The sequence below is a fragment of the Streptomyces sp. CA-251247 genome (assembly GCF_050952975.1).
GTDB classification, from domain to species: Bacteria; Actinomycetota; Actinomycetes; order Streptomycetales; family Streptomycetaceae; genus Streptomyces; species Streptomyces achmelvichensis.
This window is the reverse complement of the sequence record NZ_CP191861.1, coordinates 7,908,385-7,932,616: the sequence shown is the minus strand read 5'-3', so window position 1 is coordinate 7,932,616 and position 24,232 is coordinate 7,908,385. Positions and strand designations below refer to the sequence as shown.

Here is a 24,232-nt window from a genome sequence, read left to right as displayed (position 1 = left end):
GTTCTTCCAGTTCTCCCAGGACGCCCGGTCTCTCTGGCTCGCTGTCCACCACTGGCGGCACCGGCGGGGAGCGGCGCATCGCCCCGTCCCGTATCCCTCCGCCGGCTACGGAGGGAAGATTTCCATGACTACCGGCAGTTCTGTCCTGGCAGGTCACATACCCCACACCTCATTCGTCCTGACATGCGCAGGCGGACCATGGCGCACTCTGCGAGTCTTGATCGCCTCACCACCCGTCGACGAGGAGGGCGAGAGGCATGACCGTCATCGGGGTGTCCACATTCGAACGATTCTTCCGCGCGGCCGCGAGCCTCGACGTGGACAAGGACGACCTGAAGCGTTACAGCGAATTCGTGGACGACAAGCTCTACGATCTCCTGACCGTCGCGCAGGCCGTGGCCAAGGCGAACGGCCGGGACACCGTCGAACCGTGGGACCTGCCGATCACCAAAGGGCTCCAGGAGAGCATCCACCGGTTCCGGCGGCTGGACCAGGAAGTCGAACTCAAGCCCATCCTCGAGCAGCTGGCCAAGCATCCGCCGCTCGACCGGCCCCCGACCGAGCAGACCGAGGAGCGGTACCCGGAAATCCTCGGCGGGTTGTCTGTGGCTTTGGCCGAGACGTTCAAGGTTGTCTTCCCGGAGCTCAAGAATCCTCAGACGAAGCACTGGGAGACCGTGACGAAGGTCTTCGATCTGCTGCTGTAGCCAGGCAATCCGTCCGGTGCGCGAAGGACATCGCCAACGCCGAGTTCTCCCCGCTCGGCGGTTTCGATCCGCACCAGTCCCGGACCCTCTCCCGACGTCGCCGACCGGCTCGTCACCTCCGGCGAGCAGCTGGCGTCGACCCGGCGCGTCAATACCAGTGGCAGCAGCACGACCCCGCCTTGCTCGCGGCCCGGTTCGGGCGGCATTGCCTGTGAACGCCGCCAACTGTGCACCCAGCAGGCGTACTGCCGGATCTGCGGCCGGCACGGTCCTCGCCGAACTCCCGCAGCAGCTGTCCGCGAATCGGCCCCGGACCAGGGAGTCCATCTTGTCACGGATGGGGCGTACAGCTTAGATTCGTCAACTCACGGGATCGTCGAGCTTCCTGCCAAGATGACGCTCGCCGGGGAAGACAGGGCAGATGTCACCGCAGCCCATGCTGATGCAGACGCCCGACTCGCCTACAGCGTCGACTGTGAGATCTTCAGCGTCTTGGCCGAGATGCCGATGCTGACCTCGGCCATGGCCTCGACGGCGGCCGGGTTCACAGCGGCGCCGGCGTCGGAGCCGGTCGAGCCGACTTCGACGCCGCCGCACCGACGCAGCCGCCGAGCTCAGGTCGGGCCTTCAGCGGGCCCACTGCGCGTACTACGCGTCATGGCTTGAGCGGAAAGCGCCTCTCTCAGCCGGGAAGACCGATGCGAAATACGTACATGCGTCCCGTTCCACCCCAATCCGCCTGTAGATCCATGCATATGGCCGCTACCACTGGCCCCGGTAGATGATGATGTACACCATGATCCATCGCACCGGTCCGCAGGAGCAGGAGGTTGCGGCATGCAGCAGTCGTCTCTCCGGAGTCAAGATCCACTGAAGTTCCGGACTACGGACGTGGACGAGGCCCGGCAGGTCATCGGAGAACGGTTCTACTCCAACTTCATCGACGTACTCGGTGCAAACACGGAGTTCACGGCCCAGTACGGTATCGCCGCATTCGGTCCGCTCACCTTGGGCCGGCTCGATTTCGGCGCGGATGTGCGTATACGGTTCGGCGAACTGGGCTCGTATCACGTGGACATCCCGCTGGGCGGCCACATGGCGTGGCGCCAGGGCCCGCACACCGAGTCCGTGGCGACGCCCGCACGTGCAGCCGTCTTTCAGCCCTCTGGCCATACGACTCTCGACCGCGTGAGCGGCGACTGTCCGCTGGTGGCTGTGAAAGTGGACTCCAAGGCTCTTCATGGCCAGTTGGAGCAGTTGCTCGGCCGAACTGTGCGCGCCCCCGTGGTCCTCGCACCCGAGTTGGACATCGCGCAGGGCACCGGCCTGAGCTGGGTACGAATGATCAGCACGGTGTCTGACGAGATGCAGGCCGGCGGGCTGCCCGCCCGGCCGATCGTGGCCCGCCCGCTCCAGGAGGCCCTGCTCACCGGCCTACTTCTCACGGCCGGACACCGCTACCGCGACGAACTCGACCGCCCCGTCCCCGCCCTGCGGCCAGGCCCCGTCAAACGAGCGCTCGAAGCCATGCACAGCATGCCGCAACACCCCTTCACCACTGCAGAGTTGGCGGTCGTCGCCAGGGTGAGCGTGCGGCGCCTGCAAGAGGCATTCCAGCAATACGTCGGCATGGCCCCGCTCGCCTATCTCACCGACGTCCGACTCACCTGCATCCACGACGAGTTGCGCCGCGGTGCGCCGGGCGAGGTGAGCGTGAGCGAGGCGGCACATCGCTGGGGGTTCACCCACCTGGGCCGGTTCTCGGCCCGATATCGGGCGCGCTTCGGCGAGCTGCCCTCGCAGACACTGCGTTCCGGGTGAGCTCAGCCCGCGCCACCGTCCCGCGCTGCGCGGACAATGCCCGCGCAAGATGGATCGTGCACCGCGGCCACCGCGTTCTAGTGTCCTGATGTTCGCGCGAGAGCCCGTCGACGCGCGAACACCGGCCGGCCCGGCACCACCCAGCCGGGCCGGTCACCGCCCGCAGGCGCCCAGTAGAACTCGCGGGCGGACAGCAGCACGTATGCGGTCTGGACACGGCCGTGATGTGCTGCTTTCGCGGGAGAGGGTCCGGGCCGGAGTCGGTGCCGGCCCGGACCTTGACCGCGCCGAAGACCGTCCGCCAGAGGGAGGGCACCCCGTGCCCGCTCACTACCAACTGACGGGCACCCAGGTGGGCTTCGGCATCACAGCGCACACTCGAACCGGCGCACGCTCGCCCGCGACGTGCATGCCGGACTCCTGCGCGAATTCCGGCCCTGCCCGGCGCCGGGACCTACTCCCTTCATCAGCAAACGATCGACATTGGCTACTTTTACGCCGCATGCCCTATGACCTTCTTCGACGACCTGGGCCTGTACCGGCTGCTCGGGCCGCGGAACGGCTCTGAGGAGGTCGAGGCGTTCGCCCGCGAATGGCTCGTGCCGCTCCGTGACTGCAACGCTCGGCACCGCACTGACCTGGTCGAAACCCTGTCCCGCTCCTTCGAGTGCGGCGGAAACTATGACACGACCCCCCGCGGTACTCGCCATCCACCGCAGCACACTCGCTACCGGCTCCAGCGGATCCGCAAGATCGGCGGCGTGGACCGCGCGGACGTGGACAGCAGGCTCAACCTGCATGTCGCGACACGAGCGTGGAAGGTCCTCAACGGCGCGATGGAGGCCTGAGAAGCCCGCCTTGCGCACGGCTGCCACCCGACCGGCCGATCATTGCGGCCCTCTCCCGGCGGCGCGGCCATAGATTGCTGTGTGAGCCGCCCCTTCTCGCAGATTCGAGGAACACGCTGTGCAGCGTCTCCTGCAGACGGTTGAGGACGCCATCCATCTCATCGTCGCGGTGCTCCTGGTCTTGCTCGCCGGACTGCTGACCATCGGGGTGGTCGATGATGTCGTGGACGCGATCCAGGGGCCGTACCACGAGGAGACGATCGTGCTGTCCGCGCTGGACAACAGCCTGGTGCTGTTCATCGTGGCCGAGCTTCTCCACACCGTCCGTCTCACCATCAGGAACCAAACACTTGACGCAGAGCCGTTCCTGGTAGTGGGGCTGATCGCTGGAATTCGCAAGGTACTCATTGTGACTGCCGAGGCGGACAAGTCCTTCCGGTGGAGCGTGCAGGGGATCGAGTTGCTCGTGTTGATGGGGCTGATCCTCGTGATGGCAACTTCCGTCTATGTGTGGCGGCGCTCGACACATCCAGACAACTTTCTCCCCGTGCAGAGCTCACGGACCGCCTGATCGAGGGCAATGGCGGGGACCCCAGTGGCCGAGGGACCGCGGACCTCCCAGCCAGCTGCGCCGGCATCCGCTCGCCCACTGAGCAGCCCGAGACAATTGCAGGGCGCGGGCATAGTGGGTGGGTTGCGTGCACCGGAGCGCTCACGAACACCGACGGCGAACAGATCTTCGGCACATGCGGCCTGGACGACCGAGGCGGCGCGATGGCGCCTCTTTGCGTGGCATGGCGACAGTTCGCCCCTTAGCGTGATCATCATGTCCGAGAAAATGAGTGAAGAGGCGTGGAGGGCTTTCATCCTGGAAGGCACCCGCACCGGAAAATTGGCCACCGTGGGGGAGGACGGCAGCCCGCACATCGCACCCATGTGGTTTCTTCTGGAGGGCGATGATCTGGTCTTCACGACAGAGAAGGAGACGGTGAAGGGGCACAACCTCCTGCGGGACGAACGGGCCGTGCTGTGTGTCGATGACGAGCGGCCGCCGTATTCCTTCGCGACGCTGCGGGGACGGGTCGAGATCTCGGAAGATCCGAGCCTATTGCTCCATTGGGCAACCAGGATCGCCGCGCGGTACATGGGCGAAGACCGCGCGCGGGAGTTCGGGGAGCGCAACAGCGTTCCGGGCATGTTGCTGGTGCGGATGCGAATCGAGCACGTCACAGCGCGTGCGGACATTGCTTGATTGCCCTAGGCAGTAGCGGCGCAATCGTGCCCCGCGTGGTGGAGGACCAGCGCCCCGCAACCAGCGTCAGCCGACCGGGGCGTGTGCGGATACCTTCTCGCACCCCATCCCGTGCGACGGCACAGACAGCCGCTGCGCACAGCATGCCGAACGACAGGCATCTGGGCTAGGACCTGATGCCCTTTCCCAAGCCCGAGTGCGGCCGTCATCGAGTGACCTCACGGCTCGTCGGGCGCCCTTACGCTGGCGCCACGGACTACAGCTCCAGCCGCGCGCGCCCGGCCTAGCCAACGCCTTTCACTTCGTTCCAGCCGGAAGGGACAGCCCCTGCCAGGGCTGTCCGGCTGAACAACCGTGACCCGGCCCAGGTGGGCTTCGTTGTTCGGGCGACGCGTGCTCATCCGCCCCTCGCGGAAGCGCGCTGAGGGCCCCTGCCCCGCCCGGCCAGGGGCCCTCATCCCATGAAAGGCGGGTGCGGAGCGTCAGGCGCAGGGGCGCCCGTCGGCGCAGACCAGCCGCTGCGCACCCCGTAGCGGATCTGATTCGCAAGGCTGCGGGCCTGCGCCAACGACCCAATGCCGGCAAGTGCGGGGCGACCAGGGTGCTCTCGGTGGCGCTTCCTGCAAGATCTTCATTGATGGCCAGCGCCTGATCCCTGCCGCTTGCCCTGCGCGACGAGATCAGCCCGCTGCTGACTCCGGCCGGGGCCGCAGTACCCGTGGTGGAACATGCGCCTGACCGTCACCTGGGGCACCCGCGAACCCCGCAGACGATCGAGATCCTGAAATGCGACGGCCTTCTTCGTGAAGGAGAACGACCGATGAGCGAGCTGCATGCTGGTCGGACTGCTACAGGCGCGCCGTCCGGCGGCGGCTCACCCCTTCGTCCGCGATACGTCCGCGGAGCACTCGCATCACTGCTCCCCTGTGGCAGGGGGCGTGCGCAGTGCGATCATGGCGACGTCGTCGTCATTGTCGCTGGGGCGGACCTGATTCAGCAGTGAGTCGCAGAAGGAGTCCAGAGGGCGGTGGGCCAGGGACGCCGCGTGTCGGCGCAGCCGGTCCAGCCCATGATCGATGGAGTGGTGCGGGGATTCGACCAGTCCGTCGGTGTAGAGCACAAGCGTGGCCCGAGGTGGAAGGACAGTGACGGCGTCGGGGCGAGGTCTGGTGACTCCCGTGCCGAGCAGCATGCCGTGAGCCTCGTCGAGGTAGCGGGCCTGACCGTCATGGGTGATGAGCAGGGGCGGCGGGTGGCCGGCGGTCGTCCAGCTGAGGCGCCACAGTGCGTCATCGCCGAGTGTGAGCATGGCGAGGATCATGGTCGCCATGGGTACCTCGGCTATGTGCATCACAGCCTCGTCGAGCCGTGTGACGACGGCGCTGGGCGCGGCGTCGGGGTGGGACCAGGCGAAGGCACGCAGCATGTTGCGGACCTGCGCCATGCCGGCTGCGGCGTCGAGATCATGCCCGACGACATCGCCGATGACGAGTGCGTGAGTATGGGCGGCCAGAGCGAATGCGTCGTACCAGTCACCGCCGACGGCGGAGGCGTCCGGAGAGGGTACGTACCGCGCGGTCATCTCCAGCCCGGGCAGGACGGGCAACTGAGGCAACAGGTGGCGTTGCATGGTCTCCGCGACCTTGCGCTGACGCTGGTACAGACGCGCATTGTCCAGCGCCAGGCCCGCCCGGCGGGTGAGGTCCTCCAGCAGCGGCAGGTCGGCGGGGGTGAAAGCGTCATGACGCTGTGCGCGGCCCAGGGTCAGGGCGCCGAGTACGTCGCGCAGACCGCGAATAGGGGCAATGACAGCGGAGTGCATGCCCGTCTCAGTGAACAAGCGCTGCTGCTCGACCGCGATGCCCGAATCCGGCGGGCCCTGGTAGGTGGCGGGACCGGCGAGAGAGGAGGCGGCACCGCGCAGAGCCCGCGACAGGGGCATCGGCGACTCCGTCGGCACGGGAGGCATCGGACCTTGGAGGTCTTCCCGTTCGACGAGATTGCCGTCTTTGTGTTCCATCACGAGAACGCGTCGTACTTCATCACGTTCAGTGAGCACGTCGAACACAGCCCAGTCCGCCAGCCGGGGCACGGTCAGGGCAGCCAGTCGGTGCAGTGCCTCGTCCACGTCCAGAGTGGACGTGAGTTGCGTGGTCGTCTCCGCGAGCAGGGCCAGGCGGTCCAGTTCCGTCAGCGGCGCGGAGGGCCCGGCGTCGCTGTGGTGCGAGTCCTCCTGCTTCGACTCGTACAGCAACACCAGCGCACCTATCCCGCCCGGGCCGGGTTTGCAGGGCGTGACCAGCCAGGACAACTGGACGAGAGTGCCGTCCCCACGGGCGAACCACTCGGCATCGCCATGCCGGGTGTCCCCCGTGAGAAGCGCCTTCCGCATCCGGCAGCGAGTGCGCGGCATCAAGTGCCCGTATCCGTCCCGGTGCAGCAAATCGTGGAAGTCCTGGCCAACGAGTTCCCAGGCGGCCCAGCCCAGCAAACTCAAGGCAGCGTTGTTGGCCGCGACGATGAGACCATCGTCATCGACCGCGATGGCAGCCGCCTGCAGGTTCCCCAGCTTGCCGTCGACCACGGCGCCAGACCGCGTCTGATGCCCGTACATGGGAACACCTTCCCTGCCAATAGCGCCGACGTCGTCCACGTCCCTCCTCCATTCAGACACGAAAGCGTCCGGTTACCCAGTCCCGGACCCTGCATGCAACAAGGCACACGTTCCGACTCAGCTCGCCGGGGACGGCGGCGTGCGGGGCCGTTGATGGTGCAGCCCAAACAGCTTCAGGCACTCGCCGGGCTGCTCAGCCTCGAGCGAACCACCGACGTGACGAAGACGACGTGAGCCGCCAACGCTGCGGACCCCCGCTCTCTGCCCTGTTTGCGCATCGGGGCAGGGCGACGTCAACGACGTCAGTCGTCAACCCTGGGTTGTCCTCAACAGTCCGTAGGGGGGCCGCCGGCGGAGATGCGGACCCGCCCGTACGCGGGCCGCTGAAGCCTTCCGGGCAACGTCCACGACGGCCGGCGACACGGCTGCCGGGAAACCCGCCGGGTCGAGCCGTGTCAGGCGGTGGCTGTTGGATTCGATGGTTCGGCGGCGCGGCGGTGTTCGGCGTTGATGCGTTGGGCTTCTTCGAGCTGGTCTTCGAGGATGATGATGCGGCAGGCGGCCTCGATGGGCGTGCCCTGGTCGACGAGTTCCCGGGCGCGGGCGGCGACGCGCAGCTGGTAGCGGGAGTAGCGGCGGTGGCCACCCGGGGAGCGCAGCGGGGTGATGAGGCGGGCGTCGCCGATGGCGCGGAGGAACGACTGGGTGGTACCGATCATCTCGGCGGCCCGGCCCATGGTGTAGGCGGGGTAGTCGTCGTCATCGAGACGGCCGTACGAGTCGTCTGCTGTCATTGCACCTCTCTGTGGAACGCGTGGAGGGGCCCTGGTGCCATTGGCACCAGGGCCCCGAAGGAACTGCTACACCATCTGCCGGCCCTGGTACTGCGCCGGCCCTGTGTGTCCGCACGTCCACCCGGGAGAGGGCGGCAAATGCGGGGATCGCGGTTGCTCGACCGGAGACCACCTCACTATCGATGTCCTGCGGTACCCGGACTCAACACTCTGCCCGGGCGATCCTGATGGCGCCTGGCTCCTCCGTTCTTCCCTCGGTGACCACTTACCTACTACGGGTACTGCTCTACTGCGTACTGCTGGTGATGCGAACTACTAGTGGCCTGCCATAGCGCCACCTTCGGCAGCCAGCCCCGTCGCCCGTCCTGCATCTGCTCTGGCTTAGAACCCCACTGCCGAACCTCCCGGTGCGCGCGCCCGCAGCCGACGCCTTCACCGAGGTACTGCTCACTGACTTCACTGCTGGGTACTGCGAACTGCACCTACAGGTACTGCCACTGCGCTACTGCTGACGGCGGCCCCTGATCACTGCGGGCCACCCGGTCCGGCCGTCAGTCCCGTCGCCACCTGCAACCGCTCCGGCTTCGGAACTCCACCACCGCACCGTCCTGCAACTACGTACCACTGCCCGGCAGTTCGTGTCTGCCGGGCCCTGCTGTCCTTCTGGCTACGAGAGAAACCATAACCACGCCACGGCCCAATGTCTACTCCAGCCGAAACAGATTTCCGCGTGTTCGGCGGTGAGGTAATCGAGCCCTGCCGGGTTAGGGAGTCGCAAGGCGGGGCACAACCGGCGGGTAGATCCGCTCCCCGACCACCGTCGCCGACGCGCGCGAGCCCACCCAGGCCTCCCTGGAAGCCCTCTGACAGAGGGCCGTCGACCTGAACCGGCCGACACCGCAGTCCTGGCCATGGTCAATCGCCTCAGCCGCGGCAGCAGCGGCGCAAGCGGCCGGGTTGCCTCCCCCTTCGGCGCTGGATCAGCCTCTCCCCCGGCACCCGCTACGCCTTCCGCGCGGACGTCCAGCCCTGGCGGCGGAGACCTTCGAAGCCGTCCAGGAGGAGGTCCAGGGCGAATTCGAACTCGAACTGGTCGTCGCAGCCGCCACCGACCGAGGAGCCCCCGTCATGTGCGGCTGTCGCAGCCATTTCCGCGATGTGTGGGTAGCGCGCCGTCAGCCCGGGGTCCGGCGGGCCGGAGGGGCCCGAGGTGTCGAACAGTTCCTGGCTGAAGCCGAGCAGGCGGCTGCCCGTCGCATGCATGACGTGGTGCGTGAGGTCAGCGGAGAGGCCGCCGTTCCGGAAGGCCCCGGCCATCGAGTCCAGGTACGCCAGCACGGCCGGGGTGGGGCCGGTCCGCGACTCGATGACCCGAGCCGCCCAGGGGTGGCGCAGCAGGGCCCGCCGGGCCGAGAGGATCCGCCCGCGGACCACGCGCTGCCAGTCGGGGCCCGCGGCAGGCGGGTCGATCTCGCCGACGACGGCGTCGACCATGCCGTCGAGCAGCTCCTCCTTGTTGGCCACGTGCTTGTAGAGGGCCATGGGTACGACGTCCAGTTCTTGCGCGAGCCTGCGCATGCTGAGTGCGTCGATGCCGATGGTGTCGGCGAGCGCGACGGCGGCGCGCAGGACGCGGTCCTTGTTCAGGGGGCTCCGTTGCGTGTGCGTCGCTTCCTGTGGGGTCATTCCGGCTCCGTCCCCTCTCTGCTCGACAGTCCTCCCTTGACGAGTGTACGCCGTACACCTATGGTCCGTTCAGGTGTACGACGTACACCACCATCGACCGAGGGGTACCAACAGATGAGTCCGGACCGGAGAACCGCGGTGGCAGCCGGGGCGCTGTTCCTGCTGACCGAGGCAGCCGCTATAGCCGGGGCGGTTCTGTACCGCCCCTTGCTGGGCACGGCGGACGGTCGGCTCGCGCAGGGCGCCGACACGCGGGCGCTGCTCGGAGTGCTCTGCGAAGTGGTGCTGGTGGCGGCGGTGGCCGGTACCGGGGCGACACTGTTCCCTGTCCTGCGGCGCCACGGCGAGGGGCTCGCGCTCGGTTACGCCTTCGGGCGGCTACTGGAGGCGGCCATCATCGCCCTCGGGATCGTCGCCGTCCTGGCGCTCATCACCCTGCGGCGGGACGCCGGCGCGGCGGACGGCGCCGACGTCGCGCTGGCGGCCTTCCACGACTGGGCGTTCCTGCTCGGGCCCAACATCGCCCTCGGCCTGAACACCGTCCTGCTTGCGTACCTGGCCTATCACGCACGGCTCGTGCCGCGCTTCATCGCCGTGCTCGGGCTGGTCGGCGGGCCGTTGATCTGCGCCTCGGCCGTCGCCGTGATGTTCGGGGCTTACGCACAGCTCTCCGTGCCTGGGTCGGCCGCCGCGCTCCCCGTGTTCGCCTGGGAGCTGGGACTGGCCGGGTGGCTGATCGTCAGGGGCTTGGGGCCCGGCTCAGGCGCCGCGCCCCGGGCAGACCGAGAAGTGGCTGATCCCGCCGACGTCCGCCCCTGAGGCCGCCCCGCGCCGACTGCGCGGACTGCGCGGACTGACGATCACCGCCCCAGACGCCGGCGCCGGTCCCGTAGGGGAAATCGCCGGCGACCTGGACTACGACACGGCCCCTCGCCTGCGTCAGGCCGTTGAAGGCCTCACCCTCGAAGCCGGCGCGTTGCTCGTGCTGGACCTGGTGCGGCTGGGGTTCTGCGACTCCAGTGGCATCACCGCCTTCATCGTGGCCCGCAATCGAGCGATTGCTGCCGAGACAGAAGTGGCCTGGCCGCGGTCCCGGCCCACACGGCGCGGATCCTGCGCATCGTCTGCCTCGACCAGATTCTCCCCCTGCACTCCGACGCAGATTCCGCCGCCCTGCCGTCTGCGGTTCAGCCCCACCTACTACAAACACCCGCTAGCGCTCAGGCCGTTCGGTGTGATGAGAACACCCTTGCCGGGGCACCACGCCCGGCTCACCTCAGCAAGGCCGGTTCAGTCAGCCCGAACCGCCTGAGGTCGCTGCCAGAGTGTTTCTCGAGCGTCTCAACTCCTCGGCCGTTCGGACGTCGTCGGTGCGTTGCGGAGTTCGTCGGTGTGGCGCGTGACGCTGTCGACGCGGCCGGCCAGGTCGGGGTGGCCGGCGGTCAGGTGGGTGTGGGTGTCGGCCAGGGGTGCGATGAGGTTGGCAGCGTCGTTGTCCGCGAGGGCGTCGGCGAGCCTGGCCAGGGGAGCGCCGGCCCGGGCCGGGAGATCCGTGAGGGCGGTGATCTGGCCGGCGAGCCGGCGCAGATCGGCAGCGTTGCCGCGGGCCCAGGCGGTGACGGTGCGGCCCGCGGCGCGGCGGTCGCGGGTGGCCTGTACACGCTCTTCGCCGGTGCTGCCGGGGGTCCCGGGGCGTACGCGCAGGTAGCGGCGTTCGGCGGCCTGGCGGCTGGCGACGCCGAGGGGGTGGGCGAGGTCGGCCCAGCTGGCACCGGCCGCGCGGGCGGCTTCGATCAGTCCGGGTTCCCATCCCGCGAGTTGGTCCCGCAGTTCGCGCAGCAGGAGCAGGGTGGCCAGCGCCTGTTCGGGGCCGGCGGCCGGTGCGGGTTCGGGGTGCTGTCCGGTCTGCGGGGCAGCCTGGGCGGTGCGTACGGCCTCGTCGATGGCGCTCAGCGCCGCAGCGGCGGCGGGCAGGGATGTGGGGTCTTTTGCCTGGCCAGCAGTGGTCATGGGGGCCCTTTCCGTCCGTGTCACCCTTCTGACGACATCGCGCTTGTCATCGTTTCGATGACATGTTACAACGGTGTCAGGTGAAGCGCATTGGCAGTTACTGCCTGAACCAACTGGAGGTGTTTCGCGATGTTGATGCGCACCGATCCGTTCCGCGAGCTCGACCGGCTCACCCAGCAGCTCCTGGGCACACCCGGCACTTGGTCCCGGCCCTCGACCGTGCCGATGGACGCCTACCGCGAAGGCGATGAGTATGTGATCGCCCTCGACCTCCCCGGTGTCAGGAAGGACGCGATCGACATCGACGTCGAGCGCAACATGCTGACCGTCAGGGCCGAGCGCCGGCCGGTCGCCAAGGCCGACGATGTGCAGATGGAGCTCTCCGAGCGGCCTCTCGGTGTCTTCTCCCGCCAGCTCGTGCTGGCCGACACCCTCGACACCGAGCGCATCACGGCCGACTACGACGCGGGCGTCCTGACGCTGCGGATCCCGATCGCCGAGCGCGCAAAGCCCCGCAAGATCACCATCGGCGAGGAATCGCCCCGGCAGATCAGCGGCTGAGCCGCCGTCCCACCCCACGAGCCGCGGAGGACGGGAACCCGATCTCCCCCTTCCCTCCCGTCCTCCGCGCGCCGTGAAGAACAACCGGCTCATGGCAGAGGGGGCAGTGTCATGCGATGGGAAGCATTCCTCGAAAAGGTTCAGGACCGAGGTGAATACGGTACTCGCGAGGAAGCCGAACGAGCGGCCCGCACAGTTCTCGCGCTGTTGGGGGCACACCTCGTCGGTGAGGTCCGGGCCGAGCTGGCCTCCCGGCTACCGGAGACCTTCGCCCTGATCCTGCTCAATCCACTGCAAGCCGCCGAACCGCTTCCACCGGACCGGTTCGTACGAGCCACCTCGGCCTGGATCGAGGGAGCCACCGAACAGACAGCGACCTGGGACGTCAGCGCGGTGCTGAGTGTGACCGCAGATGCCGCCGGCGAGGACCTCACGCGCCGCGTCCTGCTCCAGCTCCCCCCGGGATACGACCTGCTCTTCGGCCGCCCCGAGCCCACATAACCGCACCTCACTCAGGATCAGAAAGGCAGCAATTCCGATGTTCGTCCAGCCTGCACCGGCCTCCCGCTCCCTGGACATGACGTTCGACCAGATGCTCGAAAGGATCCGTTACGCAGGCGCGTACCCGACACGCGAGCGAGCCGCGGAAGCCGTACACGCCGTGATGACCGGCCTCGGCCGACAGCTCACCGGCGACGAACGGGTCGAACTCGCCGCCCGCCTCCCCATCGAGGCCGCGATCACCTTCACCGCCCAGATTCCCGACGCCGAACCCCTTACCGGCTTCGGCTTCGTCAAGGAGATCGCCGCCCGCACCGGCGGAACCCCCGCAACCGCACGCTGGGACACCGGCGCCGTCCTCGACACCGTCGCCGACCTGGCCGGCCCCGACCTCCTCGACCGCATCCTCGCCCAACTCGCCCCGGGCTACGCCCTCCTGTTCGGCCGCGCCGAACTCACCCAGGCCGCCTGACGGATGTGTCAGCCGGCGGAACACCGTGGCCCCGGCCGCCGGTGATCGACGGGCACGAACTGGACGGCGTGGTCATCCTGGCCGACGCACCCGAGCGCTGTCTCGACCCGATCATCGGCGGTCGAGCAGCTGCTGCTGGACGCCGGGCAGGGACAGCGACTCGGCGTCGCAGCCCTCACCGCTGGTGCCGCGGCCGAAGAGTGCGGCACGGTCACCGAGGGCCGCGATGACGATGTCGGCGCCCCGGGCGAGTTCGGCGGCCACCGCGAACCCGGTGGTGTCCGTACCATCCACGCTCGCGCCCGGAGCAACGACAATCTCGCTGTCGGGAAACTCCGCCGCCAACGCCTGGCTCGATGGTCTTGGGGCTGACGAACGCCTGCCGCCTGGGCGCCCCCTCTCGGTCACTGATCATGCGCGCCACCGTGGCATTCAGGGATGGGACGAGCCGCCGTCCACCGCGATGACCTGGCCGGTGATGTAGGACGATTGCGCCGAGCCGAGGAAGGCGACCACCGCGGCGATCTCCGCGGGTTGCGCGAGTCGGCGCAGCGGGATCTGTTCGAGCCAGCCGTTCACCACCTCTTCGGGCACGGCGGCGAGCATGGGTGTGTCCACGGGGCCGGGTGCGACGGCGTTCGCTCGGACGTCGTGACGGGCCTGTTCGAGGGCGATGGTGCGGGTGAGGCCGACCACGCCCGCCTTCGCCGCACTGTAGTTGGCCTGCCCGAACGAGCCGTGGCGTCCCTCGGAGGAGAGGTTCACGATCGCGCCGCCCGACTCGCGCAGGAGCGGCAGGGCCGCCTGACAGCCCAGCCACGTGCCGGTGAGATGCACGTCGATGACCTGGTGCCAGTCCGCGTCCGTGAGTTTCTCGACCGTCCGGTCCCGGGTGATGCCGGCGTTGTTGACGAGGAGGTCGAGCCGGGCCTCCCGGTCGCGGATGTCCTGGACGGCTCTGCCGCAGTCGTCGCGCCGAGACACGTCGAGCGCCAGTGGACGGGAGGCGGTCTCGGGGTCCCCCGCACTCGCGCTCGCGGCCTCGGCGGCGGTCACGTCCCGGTCGGCGAAGAGGACGGTCCACCCGTCCGACACGAGCCGTTGGGCGATGGCCAGGCCGATGCCCGATCCCGCGCCCGTCACGAGGGCCACTCGCCCCTGGGTCTGCGTCGTCATCGCGTTTCGACCTGCTGCGCATGTTCGGACCCGAGGGGCACCCGACTCCGCTGGGTGCGGTGTTCGCGGACCACACTAGCCACCCTGCGCTCCTACCGGCGCGCCACCGGCCACCTCGCACCCCGGCAGAACGCCCTCTGGGACGACCACGCAGTCGAAAGCGGCAGCGCGTCAGTTCCGGTCGGGCAACTCATGGCCAACCTCCGCCGAACAGGCGGCCTCGGCAAACAGCCACAGCAACGGCCCGGTTGGGACGGACGGGGTCGATCAAGGGCCGCGGAAGCGGTCCGGACGCGGGTGAGCCCGTCGCGGAGCCGACGGCCGGCGTCCGAGTCGTCGTTGGAACGTCTCACGACGGCGCCGGCTCTTGACGTAGGTCATCCGCCCGCGCGTCCTCGGCCACCCAGCGCAGCAGGTCGCCCGGCTGGCACTCGAGCACCTCGCAGAGCGCGGCGAGTGTCGCGAAGCGCACCGCCTTGGCGCGGCCGTTCTTGAGTACCGCCAGGTTGGCCGGCGTGATCCCGACGCGGTCCGCGAGCTCGCCCACGGACATCTTCCGCTTGGCCAGCATCACGTCGATGTCGACGGCGATCGGCATCAGATCACCTCGTCCAACTCTGCCTGCATCTGCGACGCTTCGACGTCGCGCGCGACGGCCTGCGCGAGGAGCATCCGCAGTACGAGCACGAAGAGCGCGACCCCCAGGATGGCCACGCCAATCCCGCCCATGATGGCGGTGACGCCCGGGTCGTCCCGCTGGCCCGGCGCGTTGAGGGCCGTGACCGCGAACCACACGAGGGCAGCCGCCACGATCGCGCCGATCACGATGTCCACGTACCGGAAGGCCGCGTGGGAGAACACCGTTCCGCGTCGGACCATCGTCACCAGCTGCCATACGCAGACCAGGGCGACCTGGGCCGACACCATGCCCAGGATGGTGATCACGCGCAGCGGGGTCAGCGGGAGCGACCCGTCTTCCGGGTCGTTGGCCAACGCCCACACCATCGATGCCTGCACGAACACGGTGCCGGCGAGCACCACCACGAGCACGGCGTGCAGCGCACTCACCATCAGCTTTCCCATGACCCAACCCTCCATCGACTCGCGATGGAAATCTATCGAATGTCGATGGATGCAGCAACAGCTGATGCGGAGGATGGGCGCCGGATTCGCACCCTGTCGGGACGCCGCCGCCCCTCCCATGCTCCCTCTCCGCGGACCGTCACCTCATGAGGGCTAGGCGGGCAGCCACAGTTTGCGGGTCGGCGAAGGGCATGAGGGGCGGCCAGGACCTGGGAGCCACGGCCATCCGAACGAACCGGGCCCGATGCCTTCCGCTCTGCGCATGATTTGGCAGACTGGCTCGACGCACACCCGGTCGCCCAGCGAGCGGCAGCTGCGGAATGGTCCCGTACGGCGGACGGACGTTCAACTGGGTACTCATGAGCCTCGCTGTGCGCCATGCCCCTGCCGTCGCGCGACGCCGGAGTCGCCGCCGCGGGCACCGTGACCGCCATCGCCCCACGACCTGTTCCGGGCGTCACCCGGGTCGCCGGAGTTGCCCGTGCTATCGGGGTTGCCGGAGTCGGTCCAGGCACGCTACTTGCTGTCGTAGTGCTTCCAGCCGTGGGGCCGCCCCGACTGCCGCCGACTGGCCCCGACCGTGCGGGAGGCGTCTCATCGAAGGGTGACCCCACCGCGTATCGATGTGCACGCTCACCTGTGGACTACCGGGTACCTGGACCGTCTCGAACGGCTGGGGAAGACCGATACCGGCACCCAGCGCGGGATCGGGGCCGACGCGACCGAGGCCGATCTGGACCGGCGTTTCGCACTGATGGACCGGGCAGGTATCGACCTTCAGGTGCTCTCCGTGGCACCGCAGTCCCCACACCTGATGCGGGAGCCCGACGCCGTGGCCCTGGCGCGCGCGGCGAACGAGTCGTACGCGGAGTTGGTGGCCCGATTCCCCGCTCGCTTCCGGGCCTTCGCAGCCCTGCCCCTCCCCCATGTCGACGCGGCCCTGCATGAGGTTGCCCACGCCCTGGACGACCTCGGTGCCGTCGGTGTCGGCGTAACCACGACCGTACTGGGCCGCACACTCGCCGATCCGCCTTTCGCCCCCCTCTACGAGGAACTCGATCGGCGCGGCACCGTCCTGTACATCCACCCGGCCGGCGAAGGGGCCGCCAGCCCACTGATCACGGAACATGACATGACGTGGATGGTCGGGGCGCCGGTCGAGGACACGGTGGCAATCATGCACCTGATCCTCGCGGGCATTCCCGCGCGCTATCCGCGGATGCGCATCCTGGCCTCACACCTGGGCGGGGCACTGCCATTGCTGCCGCGCCGACTCGACGACCACCTGGCCTTCGAGTCCCCACAGACGTCCGAGCTGCCTTCGGTGGCCGTCGGCCGCCTCTGGTACGACACGGTCAGCCACGTGCATGCGCCGGCACTGGTCGCCGCCGCGGCGTCATTCGGAGCGGACCGCCTCGTACTCGGCACCGACTTTCCCTACGAGGACGGAGAGGTCTTCCTGCGAGCCGTGGACTACATCGCCGACTCGGGCCTCCCCCCGGAGGACGTCACGATGATCCTCGACACCAATGCGGCAGACCTACTCGGCCTGTCCGGGCCATGACCCTCCACCCACCACATGGCGAGCGGTGATTCAGCCCGGTTACCGGCTTCACCTGTCGACGCGGGACCAACGCACCGCGTGGCCCGGCGCGCGGTCAGACGACCATACGGCGGTGGCAGACGAGGGCCGAGCCCAACCGGCCTGCGCCTACGGCGCCGCGGCGGACGTATGCGCTGGTGACAGTACGTGCGATGTCGAGCAATCCCGCCTGTGCGTACCTTTCCGCCCACCGGCTCAGGGCTTGCGCAGCGGCTCACCGAGTCTCCTCGTCGGGGCCTCCCGGCGACCTTGAGGACGGTGGGCGGCACGATGTCCTCTGTAGAAGGGCGCGCCACAGCGTCGCGCCGAGCCTCTGCGCCGCGGCTAGTTGCAGGTCCCCGGCTACGGGCATGGCCGTCATACGAAGCAACTGCTTGCGCACCTCCGGACCCGTAGCCTGCCCGCGGGGCAGAGCAGGAGGACCACGTCAGCAACGGCGGGCGTGTCATCCCAATGGGGCGATGTGCGGCACGGTGGATCAGGCAAGACTCTCGTGAAGCCCAACTTCGCCCCGGAGGTTCCATGTCGAAAAGCGGCGCGCCTCGCATCGACGTTCCGCGTGAGGCTCCGGCGCGGGCGTCGCTCGTTCTGGCGTCCCTGATCATCGTTGCCGCGGTGGCCAACTTGAACCTGTCGGTGGCCAACGTGGCGCTGCCCGCGATCGGGAAGGCCTACGACTCCTCCCAGACCGCGCTGAACCTGATCGCCGTGGGCTACTCCCTCGGCCTGGCCGCATCGGTGCTCTATCTGGGTGCGGTCGGGGACCGCCACGGGCGCAAGCTGCTGCTGCTCCTCGGCATCGCTCTGTCCATCCCCGCCTGCCTGCTCGCCGCGTACGCGCCGAACGACACCGTCCTCGTGCTGGCCCGGATCCTCGGCGGGCTCTCGGCCGGCATGGCCTACCCGACCACCCTGGCGCTGATCACCGCCCTGTGGGCGGGGCCGGGGCGGACGAAGGCGATCGCGTTGTGGTCGGCCCTGGGCGGCGGCATCTCCATGCTCGGGCCGGTGATCGCGGGCGCGCTGCTCGAACGCTTCTACTGGGGGTCGGTGTTCCTGGTCACCCTGCCCCTCGCCGTGGTCGCGCTGGTCATGGCCCTGCTGTTCGTCCCCGCGCACGCCAACGAGTCGGCCGAACCGGTGGACGACCTCGGCGGCATCCTGTCCGTCCTCCTGGTCGCAGGACTGGTGCTGGCGATCAATTTCGCCGCCGTCCCCGACCAGGGCGCACTGGTCGTCGGCCTCGTCGTGATCGCCCTGGCTGCCGGAGCGGCGTTCTTCTGGCGTCAGCGCCGGGCGCCCAACCCGTTGTACGACCTCCACATCGCCGGCCGGCGCACGTTCTGGGTCGCCGCATGCGCGGGCATCATCGTATGGGGCTCCATGATGGGGTCGGCGTTCATCAGCCAGCAGTACCTGCAGAACGTGCTCGAGTACAACCCCGTCGAAGCCGGCGCCGCCATCCTCCCCCTCGCCGTGATGATGGTGCTCGTGGCACCACGGTCCGCGAAGCTGGTCGAGACACGCGGCGCCCGTACGACCCTGCTGATCGGTTACGCGTTCCTCTTCCTCGCCTTCGCCTGGATGCTGCTGTTCTGGGGCGAGGACAGCAGCTACTGGCAGATCGGCCTGGCCTACGTGCTCATCGGTATCGGCGCCGGCTTGGCCGGGACGCCCTCATCCCACTCACTGACCGGATCGGTGCCCGTGCGACGGGCCGGCATGGCCTCAGGCACCGCCGACCTGCAACGGGACCTCGGCGGGGCCATCATGCAGTCCGTCATGGGCGTTCTCCTCACCGCCGGCTATGCCTCGGCCTTCAGCGCGGCGATCGCCGATTCCCCCGAGAGCAAGGACGTGTCGAGTCAGGTCCAGAGCGAGCTGACGAAGTCGTTCGCCTCCGCCGGGCAGGTCGCCCAGCAACACCCCCACTACGCCGACCAGATCGTCGCGGCAGCACGCCACTCGTTCCTTCACGGCGACGACTGGGCGTACACCGTCAGCCTGGCCGCGATCGCGCTGGGTGCGCTGCTGATCTTCTTCATGTTCCCGCACCGGGACGCCGAGCGGGAACTCCTACGGCGCTACTACACCGAGGACTCCGCCTCCACGGCCACCGAGGGACCGAACGGACCGGGAGCCTGAGAGGTCGGCCGGTCAGCCGGTCGCCAACCGTGTCGTGCGCGGCCTTGCTCCATGGCCGTCGAAAGCAGAACTGAGGACCGGATTGACGCGGGCGAGGATGCGGGAGTGGCCTGCTTGACCAGCCGCGCCGCCACATGCGCTCAACATCCCCGACAACACCACCAGCTCCTGCGCGGCCGTCGACTACGACGGCCGCCACACCGACCGGTTCACCGTCACCGAACGCGGCCCCCGGAACCTGTGGGACGAGATCAGCACCGCCCACGCCCACTGGGAGCAACTCGGCCGCCCACGGTTGTGAGGCGTCGCCTGCGTACTCAATCGATGAATCGCACCTCCGGGTGGGCGGAGGAAGAGCCGTTCAACAAGTCCTGGGGCCGGTCACGCAGGTGCTGTTCGAAGAACGCAGTAATGAAGGCGCGCTGGGCGGCGGTACTGCGCTCGGGGTCCACCGTGCCGATGTACTGCTCGCGAAGGTGCGCCGGGACGTCCAGGCGCTCGTCCAGGGCTGGCACAAACGACTGAGCATCGGTGTAACTGAAGTGACTGCCCTGTTCCAGACTCAGATCGCGCTTCCATCCCGTTGAGCGGTCCCAGAAGGACCGCCAGGACGAGCTGTTGAGGTGCGTCTGACTTGCCTTGCCCATGAGCATGAACGGACGGTCCAGGCCCTTTTGGGCCACGGGAAGGTATTCGCTGTCGTTGAACTGAAGCGTGCCGTCCATGTTGATACCCGCATCGATACGGCGGTCCACGCGCATGGTCTCAGCCGCAGTGGCGCCCCCACCTGAATGCCCGTACATCCCGACCCGCTCCAGGTCCAGTGCCTGCCCCAGCCCTTTCGGCAGTCGGCGCCCCTCTGCGTCCGGGTTCCGGCCGCGATGCAGCGCGGCGAGCTGATCGAGAACAAAGCGTGTGTCGCGCACCCGGGTGTCCACGGCCTTCTTCAATCCTTCGGTTCCGGACATCGGTTTCTGCAGCTCGACCCGGCCCCGGGGAAACTCCACCGCAGGGGCCTCATACGTGTGGTCCACGGTCACGACGACATAGCCATGGCTCGCCAGCTCCACCGCTGTCGAGGTGCCGAGCGTCCGCGAGACCTGCAAGCCCGGTGAGTACAGCACCACAGGCCGGACCTCACGGTCGTCGACCGGGGCGACCGCGGCCGCCTCCGTGCGGACGCCGGCCCAGTCCACCTGGCCGGGCCCGGCAAGATTGAAGGAGCCGGATTCGTCCACGGAACGCGCGACGCCGGCAGGCATGTACGGCTGACGCGGATACCCCTTCGCCCGACGGGCCGGGTACCAGATGCTGACCATCAACTCCCGGGCCCTGTCGGTAGCCCAAGGGTCTCGCCGAGCACTGTCGACGAGATGGAGCTCGGTGCTCCCGACCGGCTGCCGTCCCGTCGACACCGGCAACTCGAACCGCACACCCGCTTCAGCAAGGGGCGGAGACGGAGCAGCGGGCGCGGCAGAGGCGGCAGCCCCCGCCGCGATGACCAGGCAAAGGACGAGAGGCACGCTGGTGTTCACGACCGATTGAATTCTCATGGCGCCCAATCTGCGTTCGGGCAGGTGCTCAGGGCATCCGTCGCCCGACGGACGCGCCCCTGACATCTCCCGAGGAGACTTCTCATCAACTCGTCAGGGTCGGCCCTGCGTCGGGAATCGTGAGGCAACCACGATTCCCAGCGCCCGGTGGCCCGCATCGGCACCAGCCGGGCCCGGTCCTCAGGTCACCCACTTCTTCGCACAGCGATCACGCAAAGACACTTCCTGCGGCGTCGGTGCACTCAGGCAGAGTCCGAGATGTCGATCAGGAGCTCGCCGAACTTGGTGACGGCGAGCCGGAGATCGACGCTGCTTCTGTCGAGGTCACCACTGAGAGGGCTCCTGTTCCGGTTCGGGTGCTCCGGGCAGGCCAGGCGGGACGGCGGCAGCGACGAGGTGCTCCCAGGTCTCGTAGCGGTCGGCCATGGCAATGAGGAGCTGGGCGGTCGCGTAGGCGTCGAAAGTAGCGCGGTGGCGTTGTGCGGGGGCCTCACGCAGGTCCGGGGCTACGTGCTCGATCAGGGCGTCCAGGCTGTGCTTGGGCAGATCGGGATAGGTGGCCTTGGCCAGCCGGAGCGTGTCAATGACTCCGGCCGGCTGCCACTTGGGGAGGTGTGCGGACAGGACTCGGTAGTCCACGTGGGCGTTGTGGGCTGCGATCCACGCCGTGCCGAGCATGGTGTGGACCTCGTCCCGGATCTCCTCCCAGCCCGGTTTGCCTTCGAGGACTTGGTTGGTCAGGCCGTGCACCCGAGCGGCGAAGGGCGTGACGGGGCGGTTCGGCTTGGTCCGCCATGCGCCGGCCGTAGTCTTGTCGGCTTGTCCGTCGCGTACGGGGAACACCGCGACCTCGACCAGGTCGGGCGGGTTGTTGCCGTTGCCCTCGATATCGGCAACGAGCAGCGTGGGCCAGGAGGAGAAGTTCATGCGGCTGGTGTTCCGTCCTCCGCCAGGCAGCCGATGTCAGCTCGACCCTGCTGGCGGTAGTGCTGGGGGCTTTGCTCGGTCGTGGCACTGGTAGCCAAAGCCGTGCTGGAGGGAGTGGCGCAACGGTTCGTCCAGTCCCTTAACGACGATGCACGGTCATTGACCTCGATCGGGCCACTCGCGCCGAGTCCCAAGCCACCCGATACTCGGGGGTGACCCAGACCTGCTCAGTGGATCTCCCCACCAATCCGGCGCCTGACCTGCGGCTGGAGGCAGTCATCGGTGACTCATCGACGCAGGATCCTGGCGGCAACACCGCATATGACTTGCTCGCCCGGATGGCGGCGCAGGTAGGCGGTGACCGCGCCGTGGAAGCGTGGTTCGGGAAGGACCACGCCGCGCTTCGGTCCATCTCCCGGACGCGAGAGCCATGTTCCGTGGCACGTGGTGTACCACGGAGCATGAGCATTGCCGGTAGCGTGATCGCCTGCCGCATGGAATGTCCATGTGTCCGGCCGGCCCGTGCGAGGGATTCCGGTGGCGAGCGATGGGACCGTGATGAGCGAACCGACGAAGCCCAGAATCGAGGTTCCCGAGGGTGATGCGCCCACCGAACTGACGATCCGGGACCTCGTGGTCGGGGACGGACCCGAGGCGCGGCCGGGCAGGGTCGTCCAGGTTCACTATGTAGGGGTCACGTTCGCATCCGGAAGGGAGTTCGACTCCTCCTGGGAGCGGGACCGACCGTTCAAGTTCGCCGTGGGTGGTGGCAGGGTCATCAAGGGCTGGGACCGGGGAGTGAGGGGAATGAAGGTCGGCGGCCGGCGCCAGATCATCGTTCCGCCGCGTCTGGGTTACGGCAGGCAGTCACCCTCTCCATTGATCCCGCCGGACTCAACACTGATCTTCGTCGTGGACCTGCTCACAGTCGTAGGCGGCCTCCCGGAGCGAGCCCCGGCTTGACCGGCTCGGCCTGATGAGCGACCTGCAACCATCGGGACCCACATCGGCATCGGGCTATTGAGGGCAGGGCCAGAGAATGTCCGACTCGCAGCCAGCGCATGGGTCCCGATCTCTCGCCCACGGCAACTCCCGCCCACAGCCATTCCGCCGAGTGCGAGTCAAGGCGTGGAAATGGGGTGACAGCCGTGACCGCTCTCCCCATGTGCCCATTCTGCGAACAGGACTGGGGCCATTGGTACTGCTTCATGAGCACAGACCCAGGTTCTCACTGTGCACTGAGTGCGATTCTTTCTGGTGGCCGGATGCTCTCCTGGATCGTGCCCACTCTCTGTTCCTGGGTCATGCAGGAGCCGAGAGACTCGGGGAAGAGGGGAATCGCTTACGCGGAGCCGACTGGCTTGCCTTTTCGCCGGCCAGGCGGAGATCGACGCGTACGCCGGTGGTACACAGGCGCCCGCCGTAGCGCAGTCGACCATCCAAGCGCCTTGATTGACGCCTTGTCAGAGCGGGTTTCTCGTGGCGTACTTGAAACAGCGAACCGGTGGGCCGCCCATCCCATAGCCGGGGAAATTGGTTAAGGGCGGTATCCGCCGGTTCTTCCTTTGTGCATCTACGAGGGAACTCCGAAACCCGGTCGGTACGGTTCAGCCGTCTGCCCCCTGTGAGGGTCTTCCGCGAAGGTCGGCCCGGTGGTCCCCGGTTCCGCTGCGTCCTCTGTCCCTGTCCCGTCAGCGAGGAGTTCTCCATGCCTATCTCTCCGAACCAGGGATCGACCGGCGGTGGCACGTTGGTGACCATCACCGGTACGAACCTGTCCGGCACCACCGCCGTGAAGTTCGGCACCAAGCCGGCCACCAGCGTCACCAACGTCTCTCCGACCCAGGTCACGGCCGTGTCGCCCTCGGGCACCGGCAGCGTGGGGGTGACCGTGACCACCGGGGGTGGCACGAGCAACCCGATACCGTTCTTCTACGTAGGAGCCCCGTTCAAGTCCTCGCTCGATCCGACCTCCGGCCCCCTGGCGGGCGCCAACACGGTCACGATCAACGGTGTTGGGCTGGCAACTGCCACCACTGTGTCTTTCGGCGCCAACACCGCCACGCCCACGGTCGTCTCCGACACCCAGCTCACCGTCACCGTGCCTGCGGGCGCAGGGGCGGGCCCCGTCGGAGTGAGCGTGACCACGGCAGGCGGGACGAACAACGGTCTGTCCTACACCTACGTGGACGTCCCCACGGTGACCACCGTTACGCCGACCTCCGGGCCGACGTCCGGCGGTACCGGTGTGACCATCATCGGCACCAACCTCGGCACCACCGATTCGGTCACCTTCGACGGCAACCCGGCTCCGTTCTCCGTGGTGAACTCCACCACGGTCTCGGCGGTCACCCCGCCCGGCACCGCCGGCGCGGTTGACGTGGAGGTGACCAACCCGGCCGGCTCCGACACGGCCGTCGGCGCGTTCACCTACGTCACGCCTCCCGGCATCTGACCGTCTCAACCACGCTGCCGCCCG

General features: G+C 68.3%; 23 protein-coding genes and 2 pseudogenes. 14 read left to right on the top strand and 11 right to left on the bottom strand.

Annotated elements, in window-relative coordinates:
- Positions 1-257 precede the first annotated feature (257 nt).
- Positions 258-707 (top strand): DUF1931 family protein, encoded by a 450-nt coding sequence (locus tag ACQPWZ_RS35445; RefSeq protein WP_340477544.1) that lies wholly within the window; start codon positions 258-260, stop codon positions 705-707.
- Between the two features lie 354 nt (positions 708-1,061).
- On the opposite strand, the pseudogene ACQPWZ_RS35440 reads toward ACQPWZ_RS35445, so the two are convergent.
- Positions 1,062-1,294, bottom strand: a pseudogene (locus tag ACQPWZ_RS35440) (phosphotyrosine protein phosphatase); the annotation flags it as partial.
- Between the two features lie 304 nt (positions 1,295-1,598).
- On the opposite strand from ACQPWZ_RS35440, the gene ACQPWZ_RS35435 reads away from it, so the two are divergent.
- From ACQPWZ_RS35435 to ACQPWZ_RS35420, 4 genes are all read left to right on the top strand, one after another.
- Positions 1,599-2,528 (top strand): AraC family transcriptional regulator, encoded by a 930-nt coding sequence (locus ACQPWZ_RS35435; RefSeq protein ID WP_433573561.1) that lies wholly within the window; start codon positions 1,599-1,601, stop codon positions 2,526-2,528.
- A 509-nt stretch (positions 2,529-3,037) separates the two neighbouring features.
- Positions 3,038-3,376 (top strand): PucR family transcriptional regulator, encoded by a 339-nt coding sequence (locus tag ACQPWZ_RS35430; RefSeq protein WP_433573560.1) that lies wholly within the window; start codon positions 3,038-3,040, stop codon positions 3,374-3,376.
- Positions 3,377-3,494: 118 nt separating this feature from the next.
- Positions 3,495-3,947 (top strand): phosphate-starvation-inducible PsiE family protein, encoded by a 453-nt coding sequence (locus ACQPWZ_RS35425; protein WP_433573559.1) that lies wholly within the window; start codon positions 3,495-3,497, stop codon positions 3,945-3,947.
- A 255-nt stretch (positions 3,948-4,202) separates the two neighbouring features.
- A complete protein-coding gene (locus ACQPWZ_RS35420; protein ID WP_433573558.1) occupies positions 4,203-4,628 on the top strand; it encodes a PPOX class F420-dependent oxidoreductase in 426 nt (141 codons plus the stop codon).
- A 913-nt stretch (positions 4,629-5,541) separates the two neighbouring features.
- Here the strand turns inward: ACQPWZ_RS35420 and ACQPWZ_RS35415 are convergent.
- From ACQPWZ_RS35415 to ACQPWZ_RS35405, 3 genes are all read right to left on the bottom strand, one after another.
- A complete protein-coding gene (locus ACQPWZ_RS35415; RefSeq protein WP_433573557.1) occupies positions 5,542-7,242 on the bottom strand; it encodes a SpoIIE family protein phosphatase in 1,701 nt (566 codons plus the stop codon).
- Positions 7,243-7,697: 455 nt separating this feature from the next.
- The gene (locus tag ACQPWZ_RS35410; protein WP_433573556.1) at positions 7,698-8,036 is read right to left on the bottom strand and encodes a MerR family transcriptional regulator; all 339 of its coding nucleotides are present in this window, start codon (positions 8,034-8,036) and stop codon (positions 7,698-7,700) included.
- A 1,002-nt stretch (positions 8,037-9,038) separates the two neighbouring features.
- Positions 9,039-9,722 carry a TetR/AcrR family transcriptional regulator C-terminal domain-containing protein gene (locus ACQPWZ_RS35405; protein ID WP_433573555.1) on the bottom strand — a complete coding sequence of 228 codons (684 nt, stop codon included), beginning with the start codon at positions 9,720-9,722 and terminating at the stop codon, positions 9,039-9,041.
- A gap of 114 nt (positions 9,723-9,836) precedes the next feature.
- On the opposite strand from ACQPWZ_RS35405, the gene ACQPWZ_RS35400 reads away from it, so the two are divergent.
- On the top strand, positions 9,837-10,541 hold the full coding sequence (locus ACQPWZ_RS35400; protein ID WP_433573554.1) for a DUF4386 domain-containing protein: 705 nt from the start codon (positions 9,837-9,839) through the stop codon (positions 10,539-10,541).
- On the top strand, positions 10,516-11,034 hold the full coding sequence (locus ACQPWZ_RS35395; protein WP_433573928.1) for an STAS domain-containing protein: 519 nt from the start codon (positions 10,516-10,518) through the stop codon (positions 11,032-11,034). Before ACQPWZ_RS35400 ends, ACQPWZ_RS35395 begins: the two co-directional genes overlap by 26 nt.
- A 29-nt stretch (positions 11,035-11,063) precedes the next feature.
- On the opposite strand, the gene ACQPWZ_RS35390 is transcribed toward ACQPWZ_RS35395, so the two are convergent.
- Positions 11,064-11,732 (bottom strand): type III effector protein, encoded by a 669-nt coding sequence (locus tag ACQPWZ_RS35390; RefSeq protein ID WP_433573553.1) that lies wholly within the window; start codon positions 11,730-11,732, stop codon positions 11,064-11,066.
- 129 nt (positions 11,733-11,861) lie between these two features.
- Between ACQPWZ_RS35390 and ACQPWZ_RS35385 the strand changes: the two genes are divergently transcribed.
- The 3 genes from ACQPWZ_RS35385 (at position 11,862) to ACQPWZ_RS35375 (ending at position 13,266) form a co-directional block, all read left to right on the top strand.
- Positions 11,862-12,293: an Hsp20/alpha crystallin family protein gene (locus ACQPWZ_RS35385; RefSeq protein WP_356703244.1), complete on the top strand. Its 432-nt coding sequence runs from the start codon at positions 11,862-11,864 to the stop codon at positions 12,291-12,293.
- 111 nt (positions 12,294-12,404) lie between these two features.
- Positions 12,405-12,794: a DUF2267 domain-containing protein gene (locus ACQPWZ_RS35380; RefSeq protein ID WP_328862946.1), complete on the top strand. Its 390-nt coding sequence runs from the start codon at positions 12,405-12,407 to the stop codon at positions 12,792-12,794.
- Between the two features lie 37 nt (positions 12,795-12,831).
- On the top strand, positions 12,832-13,266 hold the full coding sequence (locus tag ACQPWZ_RS35375; RefSeq protein WP_433573552.1) for a DUF2267 domain-containing protein: 435 nt from the start codon (positions 12,832-12,834) through the stop codon (positions 13,264-13,266).
- Between the two features lie 120 nt (positions 13,267-13,386).
- Here ACQPWZ_RS35375 and ACQPWZ_RS35370 read toward each other — a convergent pair.
- The 4 genes and pseudogenes from ACQPWZ_RS35370 to ACQPWZ_RS35355 form a co-directional block, all read right to left on the bottom strand.
- A pseudogene (locus tag ACQPWZ_RS35370) lies at positions 13,387-13,617 on the bottom strand (hypothetical protein); the annotation flags it as partial.
- An 81-nt stretch (positions 13,618-13,698) separates the two neighbouring features.
- On the bottom strand, positions 13,699-14,442 hold the full coding sequence (locus tag ACQPWZ_RS35365; RefSeq protein WP_433573551.1) for an SDR family oxidoreductase: 744 nt from the start codon (positions 14,440-14,442) through the stop codon (positions 13,699-13,701).
- A 349-nt stretch (positions 14,443-14,791) separates the two neighbouring features.
- Complete coding sequence (locus ACQPWZ_RS35360) at positions 14,792-15,040, bottom strand: helix-turn-helix domain-containing protein (RefSeq protein WP_405575381.1); 249 nt, start codon at positions 15,038-15,040, stop codon at positions 14,792-14,794.
- Positions 15,040-15,525 (bottom strand): DUF2975 domain-containing protein, encoded by a 486-nt coding sequence (locus ACQPWZ_RS35355; RefSeq protein WP_340477525.1) that lies wholly within the window; start codon positions 15,523-15,525, stop codon positions 15,040-15,042. Before ACQPWZ_RS35355 ends, ACQPWZ_RS35360 begins: the two co-directional genes overlap by 1 nt.
- Before the next feature lie 604 nt (positions 15,526-16,129).
- Here ACQPWZ_RS35355 and ACQPWZ_RS35350 point away from each other — a divergent pair.
- Positions 16,130-17,089: an amidohydrolase family protein gene (locus ACQPWZ_RS35350; protein WP_433573550.1), complete on the top strand. Its 960-nt coding sequence runs from the start codon at positions 16,130-16,132 to the stop codon at positions 17,087-17,089.
- 561 nt (positions 17,090-17,650) lie between these two features.
- Positions 17,651-19,273, top strand: coding sequence for an MFS transporter (locus ACQPWZ_RS35345; RefSeq protein WP_433573549.1), 1,623 nt, complete (start codon positions 17,651-17,653; stop codon positions 19,271-19,273).
- 317 nt (positions 19,274-19,590) lie between these two features.
- Here the strand turns inward: ACQPWZ_RS35345 and ACQPWZ_RS35340 are convergent, their stop codons facing one another.
- Both ACQPWZ_RS35340 and ACQPWZ_RS35335 read right to left on the bottom strand, forming a co-directional pair.
- Positions 19,591-20,826, bottom strand: a complete 1,236-nt coding sequence (locus ACQPWZ_RS35340; protein WP_433573548.1) for an alpha/beta hydrolase family protein — start codon at positions 20,824-20,826, stop codon at positions 19,591-19,593.
- A gap of 324 nt (positions 20,827-21,150) precedes the next feature.
- Positions 21,151-21,753, bottom strand: coding sequence for a 3'-5' exonuclease (locus tag ACQPWZ_RS35335; protein ID WP_433573547.1), 603 nt, complete (start codon positions 21,751-21,753; stop codon positions 21,151-21,153).
- Positions 21,754-22,311: 558 nt separating this feature from the next.
- Between ACQPWZ_RS35335 and ACQPWZ_RS35330 the strand changes: the two genes are divergently transcribed.
- On the top strand, positions 22,312-22,716 hold the full coding sequence (locus ACQPWZ_RS35330; protein WP_433573546.1) for an FKBP-type peptidyl-prolyl cis-trans isomerase: 405 nt from the start codon (positions 22,312-22,314) through the stop codon (positions 22,714-22,716).
- A 745-nt stretch (positions 22,717-23,461) separates the two neighbouring features.
- Entirely contained in the window at positions 23,462-24,208 is a 747-nt protein-coding gene (locus ACQPWZ_RS35325; RefSeq protein ID WP_433573545.1) for an IPT/TIG domain-containing protein, read from the top strand.
- The last annotated feature ends 24 nt before the right edge of the window (positions 24,209-24,232 follow it).